Below are 20,555 nucleotides of genomic sequence, written 5' to 3'. Positions count from 1 at the left end.
GGTGGTGCCGTGGTTCACGCCGGGAGCACCGCCTTGTAGGCCGCCGGCACCTGGGCGTCCGGGCGGCGCAGGTACAGCGGCACGTTCGGCAGCAGCTCGCGCCCGGCGGCCAGCTCGGCGGCGGCGAAGCCGGCCAGGGCCCCGGCGGACACGTGCTCCGGGCCGTGCGCGCCCGGGAAGGCGTCCGGGTAGAGCAGCGCGCCGGCGCCGACCGAGCGCGGCGGCGCGGTCAGCTCGGCCGGGCGGTCCACGCCCGGGCCCTCGGTGCGGCGGCCCTCGGCGTCGTACGAGGCCCAGTAGACCTCCTTGCGGCGCGCGTCGGTGGCCACCGTGAACGGCTGCCCCGCCAGCCCCTCGGCGCGGGCCTGGAAGGCGATCGCGTCCAGGGTGCAGACGCCGTGCACCGGCAGCCCGAGGGCGTGGCCGAGTGCGGCGGCGGTCACCAGGCCGACCCGCAGACCGGTGTACGGGCCCGGGCCGACCCCGACCGCGATGCCGGTCAGCCGGTGCTTGTCCACCCCGGCCGTGCGCAGCACCCGGTCGATCGCGGGCAGCAGCAGTTCGCCGTGGCGCCGGGCGTCGACCTGGTGGGTCTCGGCCAGGACGGCGGTTCCGTCGTGGACGGCGGCGGTGACGGCGGGGGTAGCGGTGTCGAACGCGAGCAGCAGCACGGGTCAAGGTTAGACCGACGTTGGGCCGACCGGACGATCGGCAGGACGTGCCAACCGGGAACACACATCCGAGGCGCTGCGACCCGGACGGACGGACCTGGCACGATAAGCCCGTACGAAAAGGGACGGCAGCGGGAGCGGCACGTGGCGAAGATGGGTCCTGGAGTGGTGGTCACGGGGCTGACCCTGGGGGCCCTGGCGGTGGTGAGCCTGCTGGCCTTCCAGGCCAACGGCGCCCAGGACCGGGCGGGCGGCGCCAAGCCGACCCCCACCATCACGGCGACGGGCACGGCCACCGCCGCGGCGCCGACCGCCTCGGCCACCCCGACCGTCCCGCCGCTGCCGGCCACCTCGGGCACCGGCATCCGGGTGGTCTACTCGGTGAGCAGCCACTACGTCTGGCTGGTCGACCCGAAGAAGACCCCGCAGGTCGCGGCGGCCTTCCCGGTCAGCCCGGGCACGGTCGAGCCCGCCCCGGGCAGCTACGCGGTGTACAGCCGCACGGCGACGGCCACCGGCACGGACGGCCGGCAGATCGAGCACGTGGTGCGCTTCGCGCAGCAGAGCGGCGTGGTGTTCGGCTTCAGCGCGGCGGTGGACGGCACGACCCCGTCGGCCGACCCGAAGACCAAGACCGGCGGCATCCGCAGCGGCCGCACGGACGGGCAGCTGCTCTGGGACTTCGCGCCGAAGGACACCAAGGTGGTCGTGGTCGCCTGAGGCGGCCTCACGCGGCCCGGGGTGCCTGCGCCTCGGGCTCCTCGGCCTGCCCAGGCTCGGGTCCGGGCGGGGTGGACACCGCCTCGGCGGCCGCGCGGGCGGCCAGCAGTGCCCGCATCGGCTCCCCCGGAGCGCAACGGGCGGACTCTCCGGCCCCGGCGGCGCGGACGGCGCGCTCCGGGGCGGGGGTGGTGCTCGACATGGCGCCTCCCTAGTTAGGCAGACCTAACCGCAGCACCCATCCCACCACGCCCGGCACTCCGCCCGCAACATCTTGCCGACAGTCTGTCGGCAAGTCGCCGCGACCCGCCGCTACTCCTGCCCCGCCAGCTTCGCCAGCGCCACGTCCGCCCAGCGCGGACCGATGCCGGTCAGCAGCACCCGGCGCGGATCGTGGTCGTCCCCGTCGGCGGTGTCGCCCAGGGCGCGCTCGATCCGGACCTCCAGCCGGTCCTCGGACAGCCGCTCGACCTTGCCCTCGCCCCACTCGACCACGACCACCGACTCCGGCAGCGAGACGTCCAGGTCGAGGTCCTCCATCTCGTCCAGGTCACCGCCCAGCCGGTACGCGTCCACGTGCACCAGCGCCGGGCCGCCGACCAGCGAGGGGTGCACCCGGGCGATCACGAAGGTCGGCGAGGTCACCGCCCCGCGGACCTGCAGCCCCTCCCCCAGTCCCCGGGTCAGCGTGGTCTTCCCCGCCCCCAGCTCGCCGGAGAGCAGCACCAGGTCCCCCGGCCGCAGCAGCGCGGCCAGCTCCCGGCCGAGCCGGCCCATCCGCTCCGGGGTGGGGACGGTGAGAGTGGCGTGCGAGCCCATGCGCGTGTCTTGCCCTTCGGTCCGTACCGGCGCACCGACCACCGGCCGCCACCGCTACCGTGCCACATCGCCGCCCCCGGGTGCGCCGGGCGGGTGCCGGGCCGGGCCTCGGCGGGCGTCGGGCGGGCGTCAGGCGGGGTCGACGACCGGTTCGGCGGCCGGTCCGGCAGCCGTGCCCGCGGCAGGCTCGCGGGTCAGGTCGAGGACGGCCGCGGGCAGCGGCGTGGCCCCCGCGAAGTCGGCGGCCCGGCGCAGCAGCAGCGCCAGCTCGCGGTCGGCCAGCTCCGGCCGCTCCAGCATCACCAGGTGCCCGGCGCCCTCGGCCAGCACCAGCTCGGCGCCCGGCAGCCGCTCGGCCATCGCCTCGCTGTGCGCCGAGGGCGTCAGGAGGTCCTTCGTCCCGGCCAGCACCAGGACCGGCAGGCCGCGCAGGGCGGCCAGCGCCTCGTACTTCTCGTGCGCGCCGAACACCGGGTAGAACTCGGCGACCACGTCGATCGGGGTGGCGTCCAGCAGCTGCTCGGCGAAGCGCACCACGCCGGGGTCGACGTCCCGGCTCCCGAAGGAGAACTTCCGGTAGAAGACGGCGGTCAGGTCCGACCCCAGCCGCCGGGTGGCCTCGACCAGGTCGACCTGACGGCCCAGCAGCTTCACCATCCCGGGCGCGACCTTCTTGAACAGCTTCGCGCCGGCCTTGGGCAGGCCGAGGCTGACGTCGTCCCAGTCGCCCGCGAGCGTGCCGATCAGGGCGACCCCGGCGACCCTCTCCCGGAACAGGTCCGGGTACTGGTCGGCCAGCGCCATCACCGTCATGCCACCCATCGAGTGGCCCACCAGCACCAGCGGCCCGGTCGGCGCGACGGCGTCGATCACGGCCTTCAGGTCGCCGCCCAGCTGGTCGATGCCGGCCGGCTCGCCGGCCAGGTACGAGCGGGAGCGCTCCGAGCGGCCGTGGCTGCGCTGGTCCCAGAAGACCAGCCGCATGCCCTCGCGCAGCGCGGCCCGCTCGAAGTGCCAGCTGTCCTGGTTGAGGCAGTAGCCGTGGCAGAACACCACGGTCAGCGGCTCGGCGCCGGAGCCGTCGCCGTCCGGCTCGGCCCAGCCGGTGCCGTCCAGCTCCACGTACAGCTCGGTGCCGTCCGGCGCGGCCACCGTCCTCGGACGCCCGCGCAGCGAGCCGTACGGGGCGCTCGCGTCCAGCTCGGCCCGGGCCCGGCGGCGCATCGCCCGCCCGACGGTCAGCCGCTCGATCGCCACCCCGGCGGCGGCCCCCGCCGCCAGCACACCGACCGAGATCCCGATCACGCCCGCCCGGCTCACCCCGGAGGCCGCGCCGGCCGCCTTGGCGACCGCCGCGACCGTTCCGTCCCCGGTCGGCGCGCCGGTCATGCCGGCGTGTCCCCGGTGTGGCTGCCGCCCAGGTAGCGGCGCGGCACCCGGGCGCCGATCCGGGTGACGATCTCGTACGCGATGGTCCCGCAGGCGCGGGCCCAGTCCTCGGCGGTCGGCTCGCCGCGCTCGCCGCTGCCGAACAGCAGCGCCTCGTCGCCGATCGCGGGGGCGTCCCCGCCGAGGTCCACGACGAACTGGTCCATCGCGACCCGGCCGGCCACCGTGCGCCACTTGCCGCCGATCTGCACCGGGCCGGTGCCGCTGGCGTGCCGGGGGACGCCGTCGCCGTAACCGAGCGGGACCAGGCCCAGGGTGGTCGGGCCGGGCGTCGTGTAGTGGTGGCCGTAGCTGACCCCGTGGCCTCCGGGGACCTCCTTGACCAGCGCCAGCCGCGCCGCGAGCGACATCACCGGGCGCAGCCCGAAGTCGGCCGGCGAGCCCACCTCGGGCACCGGCGACAGCCCGTACGCGGCCAGGCCGGTGCGGACCAGGTCGAAGTGCGACTCGGGCAGCAGCAGGGTGGCCGGCGAGTTCGCCAGGTGCCGCACCTCGGGGCGCAGCCCGGCCGCCTCGGCCTCGGCCAGCGCGGTGCGGTAGGAGTCCAGCTGGGCCTGGATCGACGGGTGGCCGGGCTCGTCGGCGGCCGCGAAGTGCGACCAGACGCCGACCACGGTGAGCAGCCCCTCGGCCTCGGCGCGCCGGGCTGCGGCCACCAGCCGCGGCCAGTCGTGCGGCTGGCAGCCGTTGCGGCCGAGGCCGGTGTCGGCCTTCAGGTGCACGCGCGCCGGGATGCCGGTCTCGCGTACGGCCGGGAGCAGTTCGTCCAGCGCCCACTGGCCGCTGACCGAGATGTCCAGGCCGGCCCGGAGCGCCTCGCGCCACGGCCCGCCGGGCGTCCACAGCCAGCACAGGATGCGGGCGTGCTCCGGGCGGATGCCCGCGGCCCGCAGCGCCAGCGCCTCGTCGGGCGTCGCGCAGCCGAGCCAGCCGACCCCGTTCGCGACCGCCTCGCGGGCGCACTCGACCGCGCCGTGGCCATAGGCGTTCGCCTTGACCGCGAGCATCACCGCCGCGCCGCCGACGCGCTCGCGCAGCGCCGCGAGGTTGCCGCGCAGGGCGCCGAGATCGATGGTCGCCTCGGCCCGTACGCCGTCGGTCAGGGTGGCGGTGCCGATCGTGTTCGCAGTTGTCATCAGGGTCAGTCTCCCAGACGTCCCGGAGTCCTCGCCGAACGGCCCATCGGCGCGGCGGCCGACGACCGGGCCCCGCCCGCCGCACCACCCCGCGGCGAACCGCTCGTCACCCCCCTCTCGGACGCGGCCGGCGGAGCCTTCGGTTCCGCTCCCGGCCGCGGCCCGCTACCCCGCGCGGACCGCCCGCCACACCGCCGGCAGCGCCTCCGCCACCGCCAGGGCGGTCACCGGTGCGCCCGGGTCCCCCGCCGCCTCGCGGCCCGCCAGGCCGTGCAGGTAGGCGGCCACCGACGCGGCGTCCAGCGGCGGGAGTCCCGCCGCCAGCAGCGAGCCCGCCAGCCCGGCCAGGACGTCGCCGCTGCCCGCGGTGGCGAGCCAGGAGGTGCCGGTGGGGTTCACCCGGACGGCCCCGCCCGGGTCCGCGACCACCGTCGTGGAGCCCTTGAGCAGGACGGTCGCGCGGTAGGCCGCCGCCAGCCGTCGGGCGGTGGACAGCCGGCTGGCGGCCAGGTCGTCGGCGGCCGGCGGCGCGGTGCCCTCCGCGCCGGCGAGCAGCCGGGCGGCCTCGCCGGTGTGCGGGGTCAGCAGGGTGGGTGCGGTGCGGCCGGCCAGCGCCTCCGGGCCGAGCCGGCCCAGCTCGGTCAGGCCGTCCGCGTCCACCAGCACCGGGACGTCGCCGGCCAGCGCCTCGGCCAGTGCCTGCCGCGCCCCCTCGCCGCCGCCCGGCCCGACCACCCAGGCCTGCACCCGGCCGGCCCCGGCCGGCCCGCCCTCGGTGACCAGCGTCTCCGGGAAGCGCCGCACCACCTCCTCGGCCGCCGTGCCCACGTACCGGACGGCGCCCGCACCGCCGCGCAGCGCCCCGGCGACCGCCAGCAGCGCCGCCCCCGGATAGGTCGCCGACCCGGCCGCCACGCCGACCACGCCGCGCCGGTACTTGTCGCTCTCCGCGCCCGGCCGCGGCAGCAGCGCCGCCACGTCCGCGTGCTGCAGGGCCGTCACGCCCGCCTCCGGCAGCTCCAGCCCGATGCCGACCAGTTGCACGGCGCCCGCGTACGAGGCCCCCGGGTCGACCAGCAGGCCGGGCTTGTACGTGCCGAAGCAGACCGTGACGTCCGCGCGCAGCGCCGCGCCCGGCACCTCGCCGGTGTCGGCGTCCACCCCGCTGGGCAGGTCGACCGCGACCACCACCCCGCGCCGCCCGGCCTCCGCGTACGGCCGGGCCCCGGGGCGCAGCCCGCCCCGGCCGCCGATGCCGACGATCCCGTCCAGCACCAGGTCCGCGCGCGAGAAGTCGGCCAGGCCGACGTCCTGCTCCGCCGTCACCCGTCCGCCGGACGCCCGCAGCGCGGCCAGCCCGCCCTCGTGCGCCCGTTCCGGCGCGAGCAGCACCGCCGTCACCCGCGCCCCGCGCCGGGCCAGCGCGGCCCCGGCGTACAGGGCGTCACCCCCGTTGTCCCCGCTGCCGGCCAGCACCACCACCCGGCTGCCGTACACCCGCCCCCGACGCCGGGTCAGCAGCCGCGCGCACGTCGCCGCCAGCCCCGCGGCCGCCCGCTGCATCAACGTCCCCTCCGGCAGCCGCGCCATCGACGCGGCCTCGGCGGCCCGGACGGTTTCCACAGGATGTGCATGACGCATGGCGGGGCTCCTCCGGCCGTCGACGTACGGACGACGCTAGCCCGCGTCACCGCCCCGCGGGAGCCGGGCCTGCGGCACACTTTCGAGTGACAACCACTTCGATCCCCCACCGGTGCCGGTCCGTGCGCCTACCTTGTGGCCCGGCACGGACCCACAGGAGGGAGAAGGGCCATGGTCGCCATGCCAGCAGTCGAGGGCCCGCTGGGCCGGGACGGCCTCCTCCAGGCGTTCCTGGAACTGGACACACCGCCTGGTTACAAGGCCGAGCTCGTCGAAGGGGAGATCGTCGTGACGCCACCGCCGGACGGAGAACACGAGACCGCGTTCTCCCTGCTGAACCGGCAGTTCATGCGCAAGGCCGAGGCCGAGTTCGACCTGTCCGGCAACAAGGGGCTGATCGTGCCGACCGGCCGGTTCGTCCCCGACGGCACCGTCAGCCCGGTCGGACACTTCCTGAACGCCGGTTCCTGGGCGGACGCCTCCGGTGTCCTCCTCGTCTTCGAGGTCACGTCCACCGGTCCGCACCGGGACCGCGAGCAGAAGCGCCGCGGGTACGCCGCCGCCGGAATCCCCTGCTACCTGCTGGTCGACCGGAGCGCGGGCATGGTCACCCTGTTCACCGCCCCCGAGGGGGAGGACTACACGGAGAAGGAGCCGGTCCCGTTCGGCAAGCCGATCGACCTGCCCGCCCCGTTCTCCTTCACGCTCGACACGGCGCCCCTGCGGTAGGACGCAGCCACCGCAGGGGCGCCGTTGCCGACGGGCGTGGAACTACTCGACGGTGACCGACTTCGCCAGGTTGCGCGGCTGGTCGACCTCGTGGCCCTTGGCCGTGGCCAGCTCGCAGGCGAAGACCTGGAGCGGGACGGTGGAGACCAGCGGCTGGAGCAGGGTCGGGGTGACCGGGATGCGGATCAGGTGGTCCGCGTACGGCACGACGGCCTCGTCGCCCTCCTCGGCGATCACGATCGTGCGGGCGCCGCGGGCCCGGATCTCCTGGATGTTGGAGACGATCTTGTCGTGCAGGATCGACCGCCCGCGCGGCGAGGGCACGACCACCACGACCGGCAGCCCCTCCTCGATCAGCGCGATCGGGCCGTGCTTGAGCTCGCCCGCCGCGAAGCCCTCGGCGTGCATGTACGCCAGCTCCTTGAGCTTGAGCGCACCCTCCAGGGCCACCGGGAAGCCGACGTGGCGGCCGAGGAACAGCACCGAGCGGGCGTCGGCCAGCGAGCGGGCCAGCTCGCGCACCGGCTCCATGGTCTCCAGGACCTGCTCGACCTGCTTCGGCGCGTCGCCGAGCTCCTTGATGACGGCGAAGATCTCGTCGCCCCACTTGGTGCCGCGCACCTGGCCCAGGTAGAGGGCGACCAGGTAGCAGGCGACCAGCTGGGTCAGGAACGCCTTGGTCGAGGCGACCGCGACCTCCGGACCGGCGTGCGTGTACAGCACGGCGTCCGACTCGCGCGGGATGGTGGAGCCGTTGGTGTTGCAGATCGCCAGCACCTTGGCGCCCTGCTCACGGGCGTGCCGCAGGGCCATCAGGGTGTCCATGGTCTCGCCGGACTGCGAGATGGCGATGACCAGCGTGCCCGGGCCCATGATCGGGTCGCGGTAGCGGAACTCGGAGGCGACCTCGACCTCGCAGGGGATGCGGGTCCAGTGCTCGATCGCGTACTTGGCGATCATGCCGGCGTGGAAGGCGGTGCCGCACGCGACGATGACGACCTTGTCGACCGACCGCAGGTCGGCGTCGGAGATCCGCAGCTCGTCGAGGGTGAGCCGGCCGTCGGTGCCGATCCGGCCGAGCAGGGTGTCGGCGACGGCCTTCGGCTGCTCGGCGATCTCCTTGAGCATGAAGTAGTCGTAGCCGCCCTTCTCGGCGGCGGAGGCGTCCCAGTCGACGTGGTACTCGCGCACGTCGGCGGGGGTGCCGTCGAAGTTCGTGACGGTCACGCCGTCCTTGCGCAGCTCGACGACCTGGTCCTGGCCCAGCTCGATCGCCTCGCGGGTGTGCGCGATGAACGCGGCGACGTCCGAGGCGAGGAAGTTCTCGCCCTCGCCGCGGCCGACGACCAGCGGCGAGTTGCGGCGGGCACCGACGACGACGTCCGGCGCGTCGGCGTGCACGGCGACCAGGGTGAAGGCACCCTCCAGCCGACCGCAGACCGCCCGCATGGCCTCGGCGAGGTCGCCCTGGTAGGCCTCGCCCAGCAGGTGGGCGACGACCTCGGTGTCCGTCTCCGACCGGAGGGTGTGGCCGCGCTCGGCGATCTCGGCGCGCAGCTGCGCGAAGTTCTCGATGATGCCGTTGTGCACCACGGCGACCCGCAGGTCGTCGTCCAGGTGGGGGTGGGCGTTGGCGTCCGTCGGGCCGCCGTGGGTGGCCCAGCGGGTGTGGCCGATGCCGGTGGTGCCGCCGGGCAGAGGGGACTCGGCGAGCGACTTCTCCAGGTTGGCGAGCTTTCCGGCCCGCTTGTCGGTCGACAGGCTCCACTGCCCGTCGGAGTCCTGAACCTGCACCGCGACACCGGCCGAGTCGTAACCCCGGTACTCCAGGCGCTGCAGGCCTGCGATTACTACGTCGAGGGCGGACTGCGCGCCCACGTATCCAACAATTCCGCACATGCGTGCCAGCATAAGGGCGGTTCTGTGGCCGTATTCCCGCCTCCCGCGAACGCTGCGTGACCGACACCACAACCACCGTGAACGCCGCTACGGCTCACAATGGAGCATGTGCTGACCGAACTCTGTACGCGGGGCGCCGCCACGCCCGGCCCGTCCCCGTCCCCCTACGTGGATCTCAGCCGGGCCGAATGGAGCGCGCTGCGCGAGCGCACGCCGCTGCCGCTGACCGCCGAGGAGGTGGAGCAGCTGCGCGGCCTCGGCACCGCCCTCGACCTCGACGAGGTGCGTGACGTCTACCTGCCGTTGTCGCGGCTGCTGAACCTGTACATCCACGCGACGCACGAACTGCGCGGCGCCGTGGGCACGTTCCTGGACACGCCGGACACCAAACGCACCCGGACCCCGTTCATCATCGGGGTGGCCGGATCGGTCGCGGTCGGCAAGTCGACCACCGCGCGCCTCCTCCAGGCGCTGCTCGCCCGCTGGCCCGAGCACCCCCGGGTCGAACTGGTCACCACCGACGGCTTCCTGCTCCCCAACGCCGAGCTGCGCCGGCGCGGCCTGATGGCCCGCAAGGGCTTCCCCGAGTCGTACGACCGCCGGGCGCTGATGCGCTTCGTCGCGGACGTGAAGGCGGGCAAGGAGCGGGTCAGCGCGCCGGTCTACTCGCACCTGGTGTACGACATCGTGCAGGACGAGCGGCTGACCGTGGAGCGCCCGGACATCCTGATCGTCGAGGGCCTGAACGTGCTCCAGCCGGCCCTGCCCGGCACCGACGGCCGCACCCGCCTCGCGGTGGCCGACTACTTCGACTTCTCGATCTACGTCGACGCCCGGACCGACGACATCGAGCACTGGTACCTGGACCGCTTCAGGAAGCTGCGTCAGACCGCCTTCCAGGACCCGAACTCGTACTTCCGGCGCTTCACCGAGGTGCCGGAGGAGGAGGCGATGGAGTACGGCCGGCAGGTCTGGCGCACCATCAACAAGCCGAACCTGCTGGAGAACGTGCTGCCGACCCGCGGCCGGGCCACCCTGATCCTGCAGAAGGGCCAGGACCACAAGGTCCGCCGGGCGCTGCTTCGCAAGCTCTGAGCGCACGACGGAGGGCCCCCGCCGCACCGGCGGGGGCCCTCCGCACGTCCGGGCTCGGCCCGGGGTCCGGGCTCAGCCCAGGTGGGTGCGCACGGCCTCGGCCAGAGTCTGCGCGACCGCCTCGGCCTGCACCGGGTCGGCGGCCTCGACCATCACGCGGACCAGCGGCTCGGTGCCCGACGGGCGCAGCAGCACCCGGCCGGTGGAGCCCAGCTCGGCCTCGGCCGCGGCGACCGCGGCGGCCAGCTCGGTGCTGGTCCTCACCCGGGACTTGTCGACGCCCTTGACGTTGATCAGGACCTGCGGCAGCCGGGTCATCACGGCGGCCAGGTCGGCCAGCGGCTGCTTGGTGGCGGCCAGGCGGGCGCCCAGCATCAGGCCGGTCAGGGTGCCGTCGCCGGTGGTGGCGTGGTCCAGCAGGATGACGTGGCCGGACTGCTCGCCGCCCAGTGCGAAGCCGTGCTCCTTCATGGCCTCCAGCACGTAGCGGTCGCCGACGGCGGTCTCGACCAGCTCGATGCCCTCGCGCTCCATCGCCAGCTTGAAGCCGAGGTTGGACATCACGGTGGCCACCGCGGTGTTGCCGCGCAGGGTGCCGGCCTCCTTCATGGCCACGGCGAGGATGGCGATGATCTGGTCGCCGTCCACCTCGTCGCCGTCGGCGTCGGCGGCCAGGCAGCGGTCGGCGTCGCCGTCCAGGGCGATGCCGAGGTCGGCCTTGTGCTCCTTCATCGCGGTGCGCAGGCGGTCCAGGTGGGTGGAGCCGACGCCGTCGTTGATGTTGAGGCCGGTGGGCTCGGCCCCCAGGGTGTGGACGACCTCGGCGCCGGCCCGGGCGAAGGCCTCGGGGGCGACGTAGGCGGCCGCGCCGTGGGCGCCGTCGATGACGACCTTGACGCCGTCCAGGCGGTTGGGCAGTACGCCGATCAGGTGGGCGACGTACTTGTCGAAGCCCTCGGTGTACTCGCGGACCCGGCCGACGGCGGCGCCGGTCGGGCGCTTCCAGTCCTCCTCGCCGACCGTGTGCTTGCGGTAGTGGGCCTCGATCGCGTCCTCGATCCGGTCGTCCAGCTTGTGGCCGCCCCGGGCGAGGAACTTGATGCCGTTGTCCGGCATGGCGTTGTGGCTGGCGGACAGCATCACGCCGAAGTCGGCGCCGAGCGCGCCGGTGAGGTACGCCACGGCCGGGGTGGGCAGGACACCGACCCGCAGGACGTCGACTCCGGCGCTCGCCAGACCGGCGATGACGGCGGCCTCCAGGAACTCGCCCGAGGCACGCGGGTCACGGCCGACCACCGCGACCGGCCGGTGGCCGTCGAAGGCGCCGGCCTCTCCGAGCACGTGCGCCGCGGCGACGGACAGCCCGAGCGCGAGCTCCGCCGTCAGTCCCTCGTTGGCCACCCCGCGTACGCCGTCCGTACCGAAGAGTCGTCCCACTGTCCCGTCCTCCATCACCACTGCTCGGAACCACCGATGATCCCGGCCGCCGCACAGTAGCCGGGGAACACGTCGCCCCGGAGTACGCGTGGTACTCCGGGGCGACGGTTGTGCGCATCCAGGGGGTGCGCCGCCAGGGCGGACCGCACCCCCTGGGACGCGATTAGCGCTTGCTGTACTGCGGCGCCTTGCGGGCCTTCTTCAGACCGGCCTTCTTGCGCTCGACGGCGCGGGCGTCACGGGTCAGGAAGCCGGCCTTCTTCAGCGCGCCGCGGTTGTTGTCCACGTCGGCCTCGTTCAGGGCACGGGCGACGCCGAGGCGCAGCGCGTAGGCCTGGCCGGACACGCCGCCACCGCTGATGCGGGCGACGACGTCGTAACGGCCGTCCAGCTCCAGGAGCTTGAAGGGCTCGTTCACGGTCTGCTGGTGCACCTTGTTGGGGAAGTAGTCCTCAAGGGTGCGACCGTTGATCTTCCACTGGCCGGTGCCGGGGACGATGCGCACGCGGGCGATCGCCTCCTTGCGACGGCCCAGGCCGGCGCCGGGGACGGCCTCGCCGAAGCGGCCGGCCAGCGACTCGGAGGTGTAGCTCTCCTCGGAGGTGTACTCGCCCTCGACGACGGTCTCGTCGAAGTCGACCTCAAGGGTTTCAGTGGTCTCGGCCACGGTGTTCCTCAGCTCTTTTCAGTGTTGGGGGGCTTGGTGGCCGAATTACTGCGCGACCTGGGTGATCTCGAACGGCACCGGCTGCTGGGCAGCGTGCGGGTGCTGGTCGCCCGAGTAGACCTTCAGCTTCGAGAGCATCTGACGGCCCAGGCTGTTCTTGGGAATCATGCCCTTGATGGCCTTCTCGACGGCCTTCTCCGGGTTGTTCGCCAGCAGGTCGTCGTAGCGCACCGAGCGCAGACCGCCCGGGAAGCCCGAGTGGCGGTAGGCCAGCTTCTGGGTCTTCTTGTTACCGGACAGGTGCACCTTGTCGGCGTTGATGATGATGACGAAGTCACCAGTGTCAACGTGCGGCGCGTAGATCGCCTTGTGCTTGCCCCGGAGGAGGTTGGCGGCCTGGGAAGCCAGGCGGCCGAGCACGACGTCGGTCGCGTCGATGACGTGCCACTGACGCTGGACGTCGCCGGGCTTGGGGCTGTACGTACGCACGGTCGTAGCCTTCGCTTTTCAGTGAGTGAGTCCTGACAGGAGCACCCGGACGGAAGATCAGCCTGGTCAACCTTGGACGCAATTCAAGGGGGACCGCTGGTCGTCGACCTGATGTCTCCGGCGTACCGACCTCTCACGTGAGATAGAGCGAGCCAATACGCACATCAAGCGTCCAGGTTACCGGCACGATCCTGAGGGGTCAAAAATCGCCGTGGACCCCCCTGGCCGTCACTCAGCGTTCGCGCTCCACCCGGGTCACGTCCCAGACCGGATCCGACGACTCGAACACCTTGCCGTCGGCCCCGAAGACCAGGAAGCGGTCGAAGGTCTTGGCGAACCAGCGGTCGTGGGTCACGCACAGCACGGTGCCCTCGAAGGCCTCCAGCCCGGCCTGCAGCGCCTCGGCGCTCTCCAGGTCCAGGTTGTCGGTCGGCTCGTCGAGCAACAGGGCCGTCACACCGGAGAGTTCGAGCTTGAGGATCATCAGCCGGGCCTGCTGCCCACCGGACAGCGACTCGAACTTCTGCTCCTCCTGGCGGTCCAGCTCGTACCGCCGCAGCGCACCCATCGCGGCGCCACGGCTGAGCGCGTGCTCCTCCTCCACGATCGAGCGGACGGTACGGCCGAACAGCTCCGGGTGGGCGTGGGTCTGCCGGAAGTGGCCGGGGACGACCCGGGCGCCGAGCTTCCAGTCGCCGGTGTGCTCGACCGTCGTGTCGCCGGCCAGCAGCCGCAGCAGGTGCGACTTGCCGGCGCCGTTGGCCCCCAGCACGCCGACCCGCTCGCCGTAGAAGACCTCCAGGTCGAAGGGCTGCATCAGCCCGGTGAGCTCCAGCCGCTCCATGGTGAAGGCGCGCACGCCGGTGCGCCCGCCCTTGAGCCGCATGGTGATGCTCTGCTCGCGCGGCGGCGCCTCGGGCGGGCCGGCGTCCTCGAACTTCTTCAGCCTGGTCTGGGCGGCGGAGTAGCGGGAGGCCATGTCGTGGCTGACGGACGCGGCCTGGCGCAGGGTGACGACCAGCTTCTTGAGCTTGGCGTGCTCCTCGTCCCAGCGGCGGCGCAGTTCCTCGAAGCGCTCGAAGCGCGCCTTGCGGGCCTCGTGGAAGGTGTCGAAGCCGCCGCCGTGCACCCAGACACTGCTGCCGGCCGCGCCCGACTCGACGCTGATGATCTTGTCGGCGGTGCGGGAGAGCAGCTCGCGGTCGTGCGAGATGTACAGGACGGTCTTCGAGGTGGCCTTGATGGCCTCCTCCAGCCAGAGCTTGGCGGGGACGTCCAGGTAGTTGTCGGGCTCGTCGAGGAGCAGCACCTCCTCCGGCCCGCGCAGCAGCGCCTCCAGCACGAGCCGCTTCTGCTCGCCGCCGGAGAGGGTGTTCAGGCCGCGCCACTGGGCCTTGTCGAAGGGCATGCCGAGGGCCGCCATGGTGCAGACGTCCCAGTCGGTCTCGTAGTCGTAGCCGCCGACGTCGGCCCAGTCGGACAGGGCCTGGGCGTAGGCCATCTGGGTCTTCTCGTCGTCCTGGGCGATCATCGCCAGCTCGGCGGCGTCCACCGCGCGGGCGGCCACCGCGATCCGCTCGGGGGCGACCGACACCAGCAGGTCTCGCACGGAGGCGTCGGCCGGCAGCGCGCCCGGCGTGGACTGCTGGTCCTCGCGGCCGGTGGTGCCCACGAACTGGCGCATCACGCCGAGCCCGCCGCTGATCGTCACCGAGCCGCCGTGCGGCTGGAGGTCCCCCGCGATCATCCGCAGCAGAGTGGTCTTGCCCGCTCCGTTCGCGCCGACCAGGGCGACCGCGGCGCCCTCGCCGACCCGGAAGGACGCGTCGTCGAACAGCACCCGCCCGTCCGGCAAGTAGTACTCAAGGTGCGAAATCTCGACGTGTCCCATGAGGAGGATTGTCCCAAGCGGGCGCCCCCGGCCAAAACGGATTACGTCACAGCGGGCTGCCCCGGAAGGGTACGCATCCGCCGGGCCGCCCGGTTGCGCTCGGCCAGCTGGTCGTCCGGCGGGTAGCCGACCTCCTCCAGCGTCAGCCCGTACGGCCGGATCACGTTGACGGCGGAGTTGCGCACCCCGCCGGCCAGCACCTCACCGGGGAACTCCACCGGCCGGTGCCCGTCGCCCACCAGCAGCATCGCGCCGACCAGCGCCCGGACCATGTTGTGGCAGAAGGCGTCCGCCCGGACGGTGGCGACCGCGAGCGAGCCCTCCTGGGCGGCGTACGGGTCCACCGGGACGCGGTCCCAGTGCAGCTCCAGCAGGGTGCGGATGGTGGTGGCGCCCTCGCGCTTCTTGCAGTACGCGGCGAAGTCGTGCTCGCCGAGCAGCAGCTCCGCCGCGGCGTTCATCCGGTCCAGGTCCAGCGGGCGGTCGTGCCAGAGCACGTGCCCGCGCAGCAGCGGGTCCACCCCGCCCGGGTGGTCGGCGACCCGGTACGCGTACCGGCGCCAGACCGCCGAGAAGCGGGCGTCGAACCCGGCCGGCGCCTCGCCGACCCGGTAGATCCGGACGTCCCCGGGGAGCCGGCCGGCCAGCCGGCGCAGCAGCTTCTCCCGGTGGGCCTCCCACAGCTCCGCCGGCAGGTCGACGTGCGCGACCTGGCCGCGGGCGTGCACCCCGGCGTCGGTGCGGCCGGCCACGGTCAGCGGGAACAGCTCCGGGCTGCGGGTGACGATCTGCAGCGCGGTCTCGATCTCCTCCTGGACCGTCCGGCGGCCGCCCTTCTGGCGGGCCCAGCCGGAGAACTCGGCGCCCTGGTAGGCGAGGTCGAGCCGGACCCGGACGTAGCCGTCCGCCGGACCGTCCTTGACCGGCGGCTGCTCGGCGCAATCGTTGACCACTGCTTCTCTTCTCCCGGGAACCTCGCGCGGACAGGCAACGGGCCCGCTCCCCCATCGCTGGGAGAGCGGGCCCGCTTCACACCTGGAGGTGTCAGGCCTGCTCGGCGGCCTCGGCCTCGTCGGCCTTGGTCTCGACGGCGGCGGCCTCGTCGGCCTCCTTGACGGCACGCTTGGTGGCGGCCTCGGCCTCACCCACGGCGGTCTGCGCGACGGTCAGCGCCTCGACCAGCTCGATCACGGCCATCGGGGCGTTGTCGCCACGACGGGGACCGATCTTGGTGATACGGGTGTAACCACCCGGGCGGTTCTCGTAGCGCGGCGCGATCTCGGTGAAGAGGGTGTGCAGCACGGCGATGTCGGTGATCGTCTTGCGAACCAGGCGACGGTTGTGGATGTCGCCCTTCTTCGCCTTGGTGATCAGCTTCTCCGCCAGCGGGCGCATCCGACGGGCCTTGGCCTCGGTCGTGGTGATGCGGCCGTACTGGAACAGCTCCCGGCACAGACCGGCGAGCAGCAGCGGCTCGTGGTGCGGGCCGCCGCCGAGGCGGGCACCCTTGGTGGGACGCGGCATGGATTTACTCCTCGAATCTCCGACTGCGGCCGTACCAGGTACCGCAGCGGGCGTGCGGGCACTGTGCCCGCACGACTTTCACGACGACGGAGGCGGTTCCGGGGAACCGCCCCCGCGGTCAAGTCTTTCAGTACTGCTCGGTCTCCGCGTAACCCGCGTCGTCCAGGTCGTCGGCGCCGAAGGCGTCGGCGGCGGCGGTCGGGTCGAACCCGGGCGGGCTGTCCTTGAGGGCCAGGCCCATGCCGGCCAGCTTCGCCTTGACCTCGTCGATCGACTTCGCACCAAAGTTGCGGATGTCGAGCAGGTCGGCCTCGGAGCGGGCGACGAGCTCACCCACGGTGTGGATGCCCTCGCGCTTGAGGCAGTTGTAGGAGCGGACCGTGAGCTCCAGCTCCTCGATCGGCAGCGCCAGGTCGGCGGCCAGGGCGGCGTCCGTCGGGGACGGGCCCATGTCGATGCCCTCGGCGTCGATGTTCAGCTCGCGGGCGAGACCGAACAGCTCCACCAGGGTCTTGCCGGCCGAGGCCATGGCGTCGCGCGGACGCATGGCGGGCTTGGTCTCGACGTCGACGATCAGCTTGTCGAAGTCGGTCCGCTGCTCGACACGGGTGGCCTCGACCTTGTAGGTGACCTTCAGCACGGGGCTGTAGATCGAGTCGACCGGGATGCGGCCGATCTCCTGGCCGGAGGCCTTGTTCTGGACGGCGGAGACGTAGCCGCGACCGCGCTCGACGGTCAGCTCCATCTCCAGCTTGCCCTTGCCGTTGAGCGTGGCGAGGACCAGCTCGGGGTTGTGCACCTCGACACCCGCCGGCGGGGCGATGTCGGCGGCGGTGACGACACCCGGACCCTGCTTGCGCAGGTACATCACGACCGGCTCGTCGTGCTCCGAGGAGACGACCAGCTGCTTGATGTTGAGGATGAGGTCGGTCACGTCCTCCTTGACGCCCGGCACGGTGGTGAACTCGTGCAGGACGCCGTCGATGCGGATGCTGGTGACAGCGGCACCCGGGATCGACGACAGGAGCGTGCGGCGCAGGGAGTTGCCGAGGGTGTAGCCGAAGCCCGGCTCCAGCGGCTCGATCACGAACCGCGAGCGGAACTCGTCGACGACCTCTTCGGTCAGCGAGGGACGCTGAGCGATAAGCATGGGGGATGTTCCTCCAGTTGTCTTCGGCACCCACTATTTGATGCCGACAGGACCAAGCGTACGGGCTCCCGCAGGAAGCGACGAATCACTGTGTGTGGGAGCCCGTACGAGGTTTCAAGCAGTACTACCGAGTGCCCGAAGGCGCTGCGTCAGACGCGGCGGCGCTTCGGCGGACGGCAGCCGTTGTGCGGGGTGGGGGTGACGTCCTGGATCGAGCCGACCTCCAGGCCGGTGGCCTGGAGCGAACGGATCGCGGTCTCGCGGCCGGAGCCCGGACCCTTCACGAAGACGTCGACCTTGCGCATGCCGTGCTCCTGCGCGCGACGGGCAGCGGCCTCGGCGGCCATCTGCGCGGCGAACGGGGTGGACTTGCGCGAGCCCTTGAAGCCGACGTGGCCGGCGGAGGCCCAGGAGATCACGTTGCCCGCGGGGTCGGTGATCGAAACGATGGTGTTGTTGAACGTGCTCTTGATGTGCGCGTGGCCGTGAGCGACGTTCTTCTTTTCCTTGCGGCGGATCTTCTTCGCGCCGGCAGCCTGACGACCCTTGGGGGGCATAAGTCTGTTCTCCTACTGAGGTGGTCGGTCCGCTGACCCGCGGGCCGGAGGGATGTCCGGTTACGGGACGGACTACTTCTTGCCCGGCTTCTTCTTGCCGGCGATCGCGCGACGCGGGCCCTTGCGGGTACGCGCGTTGGTGTGGGTGCGCTGGCCGCGGACCGGCAGGCCACGGCGGTGACGCAGACCCTCGTAGCAGCCGATCTCGACCTTGCGGCGGATGTCGGCGGCCACCTCACGGCGGAGGTCACCCTCGACCGTGTAGTTGGCGTCGATGTACTGGCCCAGCTTGACCAGGTCTTCCTCGGTGATGTCGCGAACGCGGACATCCGGGTTGACGCCGGTCTCGGCGAGGGTCTGCTGGGCGCGGGTACGGCCGATGCCGTACACGTAGGTGAGGGCGATCTCGATCCGCTTCTCACGGGGGAGATCAACGCCGGCGAGGCGTGCCATTCAAGGCTCCTGTGATTCTTCAGAGGTCTTGCGTGCTACCTACTCCGACACCTCACGGTGAGGGAGCCCCGGCCTCTGACCGGGGGCGGCAGTCCGTTCCGGACGGAACGGATCGGGTAGCCAGCTCATGACGTTTTCGCGTCGCGCGAAGTACTACGAGAAATGCTGGGGAGAGATCAGCCCTGGCGCTGCTTGTGGCGCAGGTTGTCGCAGATCACCATGACCCGGCCGTGACGGCGGATCACCTTGCACTTGTCGCAGATCTTCTTGACGCTCGGCTTGACCTTCATGTTTCAGGTTCTCCGGGTCTAGATCTGACGTTCTTACTTGTAGCGGTAGACGATCCGGCCGCGCGTGAGGTCGTAGGGGCTGAGCTCCACGACGACCCGGTCGTCCGGCAGGATGCGGATGTAGTGCATGCGCATCTTGCCACTGATGTGCGCGAGGACCTTGTGACCGTTCTGCAGCTCGACCTTGAACATCGCGTTCGGAAGAGACTCGATCACGGTGCCCTCGATCTCAATGGCGCCTTGCTTCTTAGCCATGAACTGCGAGATCCACCTTCCGGGACCGGCTACCGTATGCGGAACGCTCGTGCGAACCTGGGTTCACCCCGCCCCCGAGGGGAAGAGGGCGTGCTGAAGCACGCTACGAGTGAGCCGACGGTCCATCCTACGCCAGCGCGTCCGGTGGACCAAAACGGGGGTCCCGGAAAGCGGTACCCGTCACATCTGCTACGTCAGACCCCCGCGGACACCGTCAGCGGCTCGACGTGCGCGGTGCAGGCCGAGCAGCGGCGGGCGGCCTGGGGGATCTCGGTGAGGCACTCGGGACACGGGCGCTTCGCGACCTTCGGCTTCTTCGGCAGGTAGCGCTCGGTCGCCTTGGTGATCGGCAGCACCACGCAGAAGTACAGCACCGCGGCGGTCATGACGAAGGCGATCACGACGTTGAGGAACTGGCCGTACGGGAAGGTGACCCCGGCCACCGTCGCCTTGTACGAGCTGAAGTCGCCGGCCGCGCCGACCACCACGCCCACCAGCGGGGTGAGGAAGGCGGACACGAAGCCGGTCACCACCGCGGTGAACGCGGCACCGATGACCACACCGACGGCCATGTCGACGACGTTGCCGCGCATCATGAAGTCGCGGAATCCCTTGAGCACGTGCTCTCTCCTGCTCGCTCGCAAACCGGTACTGCTGACCACTACCAGCCGATAAAAATAGGACAAAAGCCCTGGAGGTCCAAACCTCCAGGGCTCTGATCCCTTGTCAGCGGCGGCGGCTCGGGCCGCCGCGACTACGCGAGCGGGTCCGGAGCTGCGGTGATGCCCAGCTTCGCCAGTTCGGCCTTGCCGCCGTCGAAGGCGGTCAGGACCAGCGGGCCCTGCTCGGTCACGGCCACCGAGTGCTCCCAGTGCGAGGCCCAGGTGCCGTCGTTGGTGACGACCGTCCACTCGTCGTCCAGGACGGTGGTGTGCGGGGTGCCCAGCGAGACCATCGGCTCGATCGCCAGCACGGTGCCGGGGATCAGCTTCGGGCCCTTGCCGCGGCCGCGCTCGACGTAGTTCAGGACGTGCGGCTCCATGTGCATCGCGGTGCCGATGCCGTGGCCGCCGTAACCCTCGGTGATGCCCCACTTGCCCTTCGGCGGGAGCGGCTGGCGGCGGATGAAGCCCTCGATCGCCTTGGAGACGTCGACCAGGCGGTTGCCCTTCTTCATCTGGGCGATGCCGGCCCACATCGAGCCCTCGGTGACCCGGCTCAGCATCTCGACCTCGGGGCGGACCTCGCCGACCGCCACGGTGATCGCCGAGTCGCCGTGCCAGCCGTCCAGGATGGCGCCGCAGTCGATCGAGATGATGTCGCCCTCCTGCAGCGCCCGGTCGCCGGGGATGCCGTGCACGACCTCGTTGTTCACCGAGGCGCAGATCACGCCCGGGAACCAGAGGCCGCCGTGGTGGGCGCGGAAGTTCGAGGTGGCGCCGTGGTCCGTGATGACCTTGTCCGCGACGTCGTTGAGCTCCTGGGTGGTCACCCCCGGAGCGACCGCCTCGCGGCAGGCCTTGAGGGCCTCGGCGACGACCAGCCCGGCCGCTCGCATCTTCGCGATCTGCTCGGGGGTCTTGATCTCCACCATCTGGTCACGCCTTCCAAGTCCGGATTACCACTGCCTACAACCGTACGACGCCGAAACGGCCGGGCCACCCGCTGGGCGGGCGACCCGGC

The 20,555-nt window shown here is 72.2% G+C and carries 23 protein-coding genes; 3 read left to right on the top strand and 20 right to left on the bottom strand.

Annotated elements, in window-relative coordinates; genetic code table 11:
- Window positions 1-14: 14 nt before the first annotated feature.
- Complete coding sequence (gene tsaB / locus ACIGG8_RS18765) at window positions 15-671, bottom strand: tRNA (adenosine(37)-N6)-threonylcarbamoyltransferase complex dimerization subunit type 1 TsaB (protein ID WP_396549205.1); 657 nt, start codon at window positions 669-671, stop codon at window positions 15-17.
- A 153-nt stretch (window positions 672-824) separates the two neighbouring features.
- On the opposite strand from tsaB, the gene ACIGG8_RS18760 reads away from it, so the two are divergent.
- Window positions 825-1,391, top strand: coding sequence for a hypothetical protein (locus ACIGG8_RS18760; RefSeq protein ID WP_396549268.1), 567 nt, complete (start codon window positions 825-827; stop codon window positions 1,389-1,391).
- 7 nt (window positions 1,392-1,398) lie between these two features.
- On the opposite strand, the gene ACIGG8_RS18755 is transcribed toward ACIGG8_RS18760, so the two are convergent.
- The 5 genes from ACIGG8_RS18755 to ACIGG8_RS18735 form a co-directional block, all read right to left on the bottom strand.
- Window positions 1,399-1,593: a hypothetical protein gene (locus ACIGG8_RS18755; RefSeq protein WP_350519931.1), complete on the bottom strand. Its 195-nt coding sequence runs from the start codon at window positions 1,591-1,593 to the stop codon at window positions 1,399-1,401.
- Window positions 1,594-1,703: 110 nt separating this feature from the next.
- Entirely contained in the window at window positions 1,704-2,210 is a 507-nt protein-coding gene (gene tsaE, locus ACIGG8_RS18750) for a tRNA (adenosine(37)-N6)-threonylcarbamoyltransferase complex ATPase subunit type 1 TsaE (protein ID WP_350519930.1), read from the bottom strand.
- A gap of 129 nt (window positions 2,211-2,339) precedes the next feature.
- Window positions 2,340-3,599 (bottom strand): alpha/beta fold hydrolase, encoded by a 1,260-nt coding sequence (locus ACIGG8_RS18745; RefSeq protein WP_396549203.1) that lies wholly within the window; start codon window positions 3,597-3,599, stop codon window positions 2,340-2,342.
- Window positions 3,596-4,795, bottom strand: coding sequence for an alanine racemase (gene alr / locus ACIGG8_RS18740; RefSeq protein WP_350519928.1), 1,200 nt, complete (start codon window positions 4,793-4,795; stop codon window positions 3,596-3,598). Before alr ends, ACIGG8_RS18745 begins: the two co-directional genes overlap by 4 nt.
- A gap of 165 nt (window positions 4,796-4,960) precedes the next feature.
- A complete protein-coding gene (locus tag ACIGG8_RS18735; RefSeq protein ID WP_396549201.1) occupies window positions 4,961-6,436 on the bottom strand; it encodes an NAD(P)H-hydrate dehydratase in 1,476 nt (491 codons plus the stop codon).
- 171 nt (window positions 6,437-6,607) lie between these two features.
- On the opposite strand from ACIGG8_RS18735, the gene ACIGG8_RS18730 reads away from it, so the two are divergent.
- Window positions 6,608-7,165, top strand: coding sequence for a Uma2 family endonuclease (locus ACIGG8_RS18730; RefSeq protein ID WP_396549199.1), 558 nt, complete (start codon window positions 6,608-6,610; stop codon window positions 7,163-7,165).
- 42 nt (window positions 7,166-7,207) lie between these two features.
- Here the strand turns inward: ACIGG8_RS18730 and glmS are convergent, their stop codons facing one another.
- Window positions 7,208-9,064, bottom strand: coding sequence for a glutamine--fructose-6-phosphate transaminase (isomerizing) (glmS, locus tag ACIGG8_RS18725; RefSeq protein ID WP_350519925.1), 1,857 nt, complete (start codon window positions 9,062-9,064; stop codon window positions 7,208-7,210).
- Between the two features lie 99 nt (window positions 9,065-9,163).
- On the opposite strand from glmS, the gene coaA reads away from it, so the two are divergent.
- Complete coding sequence (coaA, locus tag ACIGG8_RS18720) at window positions 9,164-10,159, top strand: type I pantothenate kinase (protein ID WP_396549197.1); 996 nt, start codon at window positions 9,164-9,166, stop codon at window positions 10,157-10,159.
- 72 nt (window positions 10,160-10,231) lie between these two features.
- On the opposite strand, the gene glmM is transcribed toward coaA, so the two are convergent.
- The 13 genes from glmM to map all read right to left on the bottom strand — a co-directional run bounded on the left by glmM (window position 10,232) and on the right by map (window position 20,466).
- The gene (gene glmM / locus ACIGG8_RS18715) at window positions 10,232-11,596 is read right to left on the bottom strand and encodes a phosphoglucosamine mutase (RefSeq protein WP_350519923.1); all 1,365 of its coding nucleotides are present in this window, start codon (window positions 11,594-11,596) and stop codon (window positions 10,232-10,234) included.
- A gap of 163 nt (window positions 11,597-11,759) precedes the next feature.
- Window positions 11,760-12,263 carry a 30S ribosomal protein S9 gene (gene rpsI, locus ACIGG8_RS18710; RefSeq protein WP_350519922.1) on the bottom strand — a complete coding sequence of 168 codons (504 nt, stop codon included), beginning with the start codon at window positions 12,261-12,263 and terminating at the stop codon, window positions 11,760-11,762.
- Between the two features lie 45 nt (window positions 12,264-12,308).
- The gene (gene rplM / locus ACIGG8_RS18705) at window positions 12,309-12,752 is read right to left on the bottom strand and encodes a 50S ribosomal protein L13 (protein WP_030055846.1); all 444 of its coding nucleotides are present in this window, start codon (window positions 12,750-12,752) and stop codon (window positions 12,309-12,311) included.
- Between the two features lie 232 nt (window positions 12,753-12,984).
- Complete coding sequence (locus ACIGG8_RS18700) at window positions 12,985-14,643, bottom strand: ABC-F family ATP-binding cassette domain-containing protein (protein WP_396549194.1); 1,659 nt, start codon at window positions 14,641-14,643, stop codon at window positions 12,985-12,987.
- A 41-nt stretch (window positions 14,644-14,684) separates the two neighbouring features.
- Complete coding sequence (truA, locus tag ACIGG8_RS18695) at window positions 14,685-15,596, bottom strand: tRNA pseudouridine(38-40) synthase TruA (protein ID WP_396549192.1); 912 nt, start codon at window positions 15,594-15,596, stop codon at window positions 14,685-14,687.
- A 91-nt stretch (window positions 15,597-15,687) separates the two neighbouring features.
- The gene (gene rplQ / locus ACIGG8_RS18690; RefSeq protein ID WP_350519919.1) at window positions 15,688-16,167 is read right to left on the bottom strand and encodes a 50S ribosomal protein L17; all 480 of its coding nucleotides are present in this window, start codon (window positions 16,165-16,167) and stop codon (window positions 15,688-15,690) included.
- A 127-nt stretch (window positions 16,168-16,294) separates the two neighbouring features.
- On the bottom strand, window positions 16,295-17,317 hold the full coding sequence (locus tag ACIGG8_RS18685) for a DNA-directed RNA polymerase subunit alpha (protein ID WP_030055844.1): 1,023 nt from the start codon (window positions 17,315-17,317) through the stop codon (window positions 16,295-16,297).
- 149 nt (window positions 17,318-17,466) lie between these two features.
- Window positions 17,467-17,874, bottom strand: coding sequence for a 30S ribosomal protein S11 (gene rpsK / locus ACIGG8_RS18680; RefSeq protein ID WP_030232513.1), 408 nt, complete (start codon window positions 17,872-17,874; stop codon window positions 17,467-17,469).
- 72 nt (window positions 17,875-17,946) lie between these two features.
- Window positions 17,947-18,327: a 30S ribosomal protein S13 gene (gene rpsM / locus ACIGG8_RS18675; protein ID WP_148644398.1), complete on the bottom strand. Its 381-nt coding sequence runs from the start codon at window positions 18,325-18,327 to the stop codon at window positions 17,947-17,949.
- A 176-nt stretch (window positions 18,328-18,503) separates the two neighbouring features.
- Window positions 18,504-18,617 carry a 50S ribosomal protein L36 gene (gene rpmJ / locus ACIGG8_RS18670; RefSeq protein ID WP_003956441.1) on the bottom strand — a complete coding sequence of 38 codons (114 nt, stop codon included), beginning with the start codon at window positions 18,615-18,617 and terminating at the stop codon, window positions 18,504-18,506.
- Between the two features lie 33 nt (window positions 18,618-18,650).
- A complete protein-coding gene (gene infA, locus ACIGG8_RS18665; RefSeq protein ID WP_003956442.1) occupies window positions 18,651-18,872 on the bottom strand; it encodes a translation initiation factor IF-1 in 222 nt (73 codons plus the stop codon).
- A 194-nt stretch (window positions 18,873-19,066) separates the two neighbouring features.
- Window positions 19,067-19,492 (bottom strand): large conductance mechanosensitive channel protein MscL, encoded by a 426-nt coding sequence (gene mscL / locus ACIGG8_RS18660; protein ID WP_396549189.1) that lies wholly within the window; start codon window positions 19,490-19,492, stop codon window positions 19,067-19,069.
- 134 nt (window positions 19,493-19,626) lie between these two features.
- Window positions 19,627-20,466 (bottom strand): type I methionyl aminopeptidase, encoded by an 840-nt coding sequence (gene map / locus ACIGG8_RS18655; RefSeq protein WP_350519917.1) that lies wholly within the window; start codon window positions 20,464-20,466, stop codon window positions 19,627-19,629.
- Window positions 20,467-20,555 lie beyond the last annotated feature (89 nt).

The sequence above is a fragment of the Kitasatospora sp. NPDC085464 genome, assembly GCF_044541955.1.
Lineage (GTDB): Bacteria > Actinomycetota > Actinomycetes > Streptomycetales > Streptomycetaceae > Kitasatospora.
This window is presented reverse-complemented; position numbering and strand designations above follow the sequence as displayed.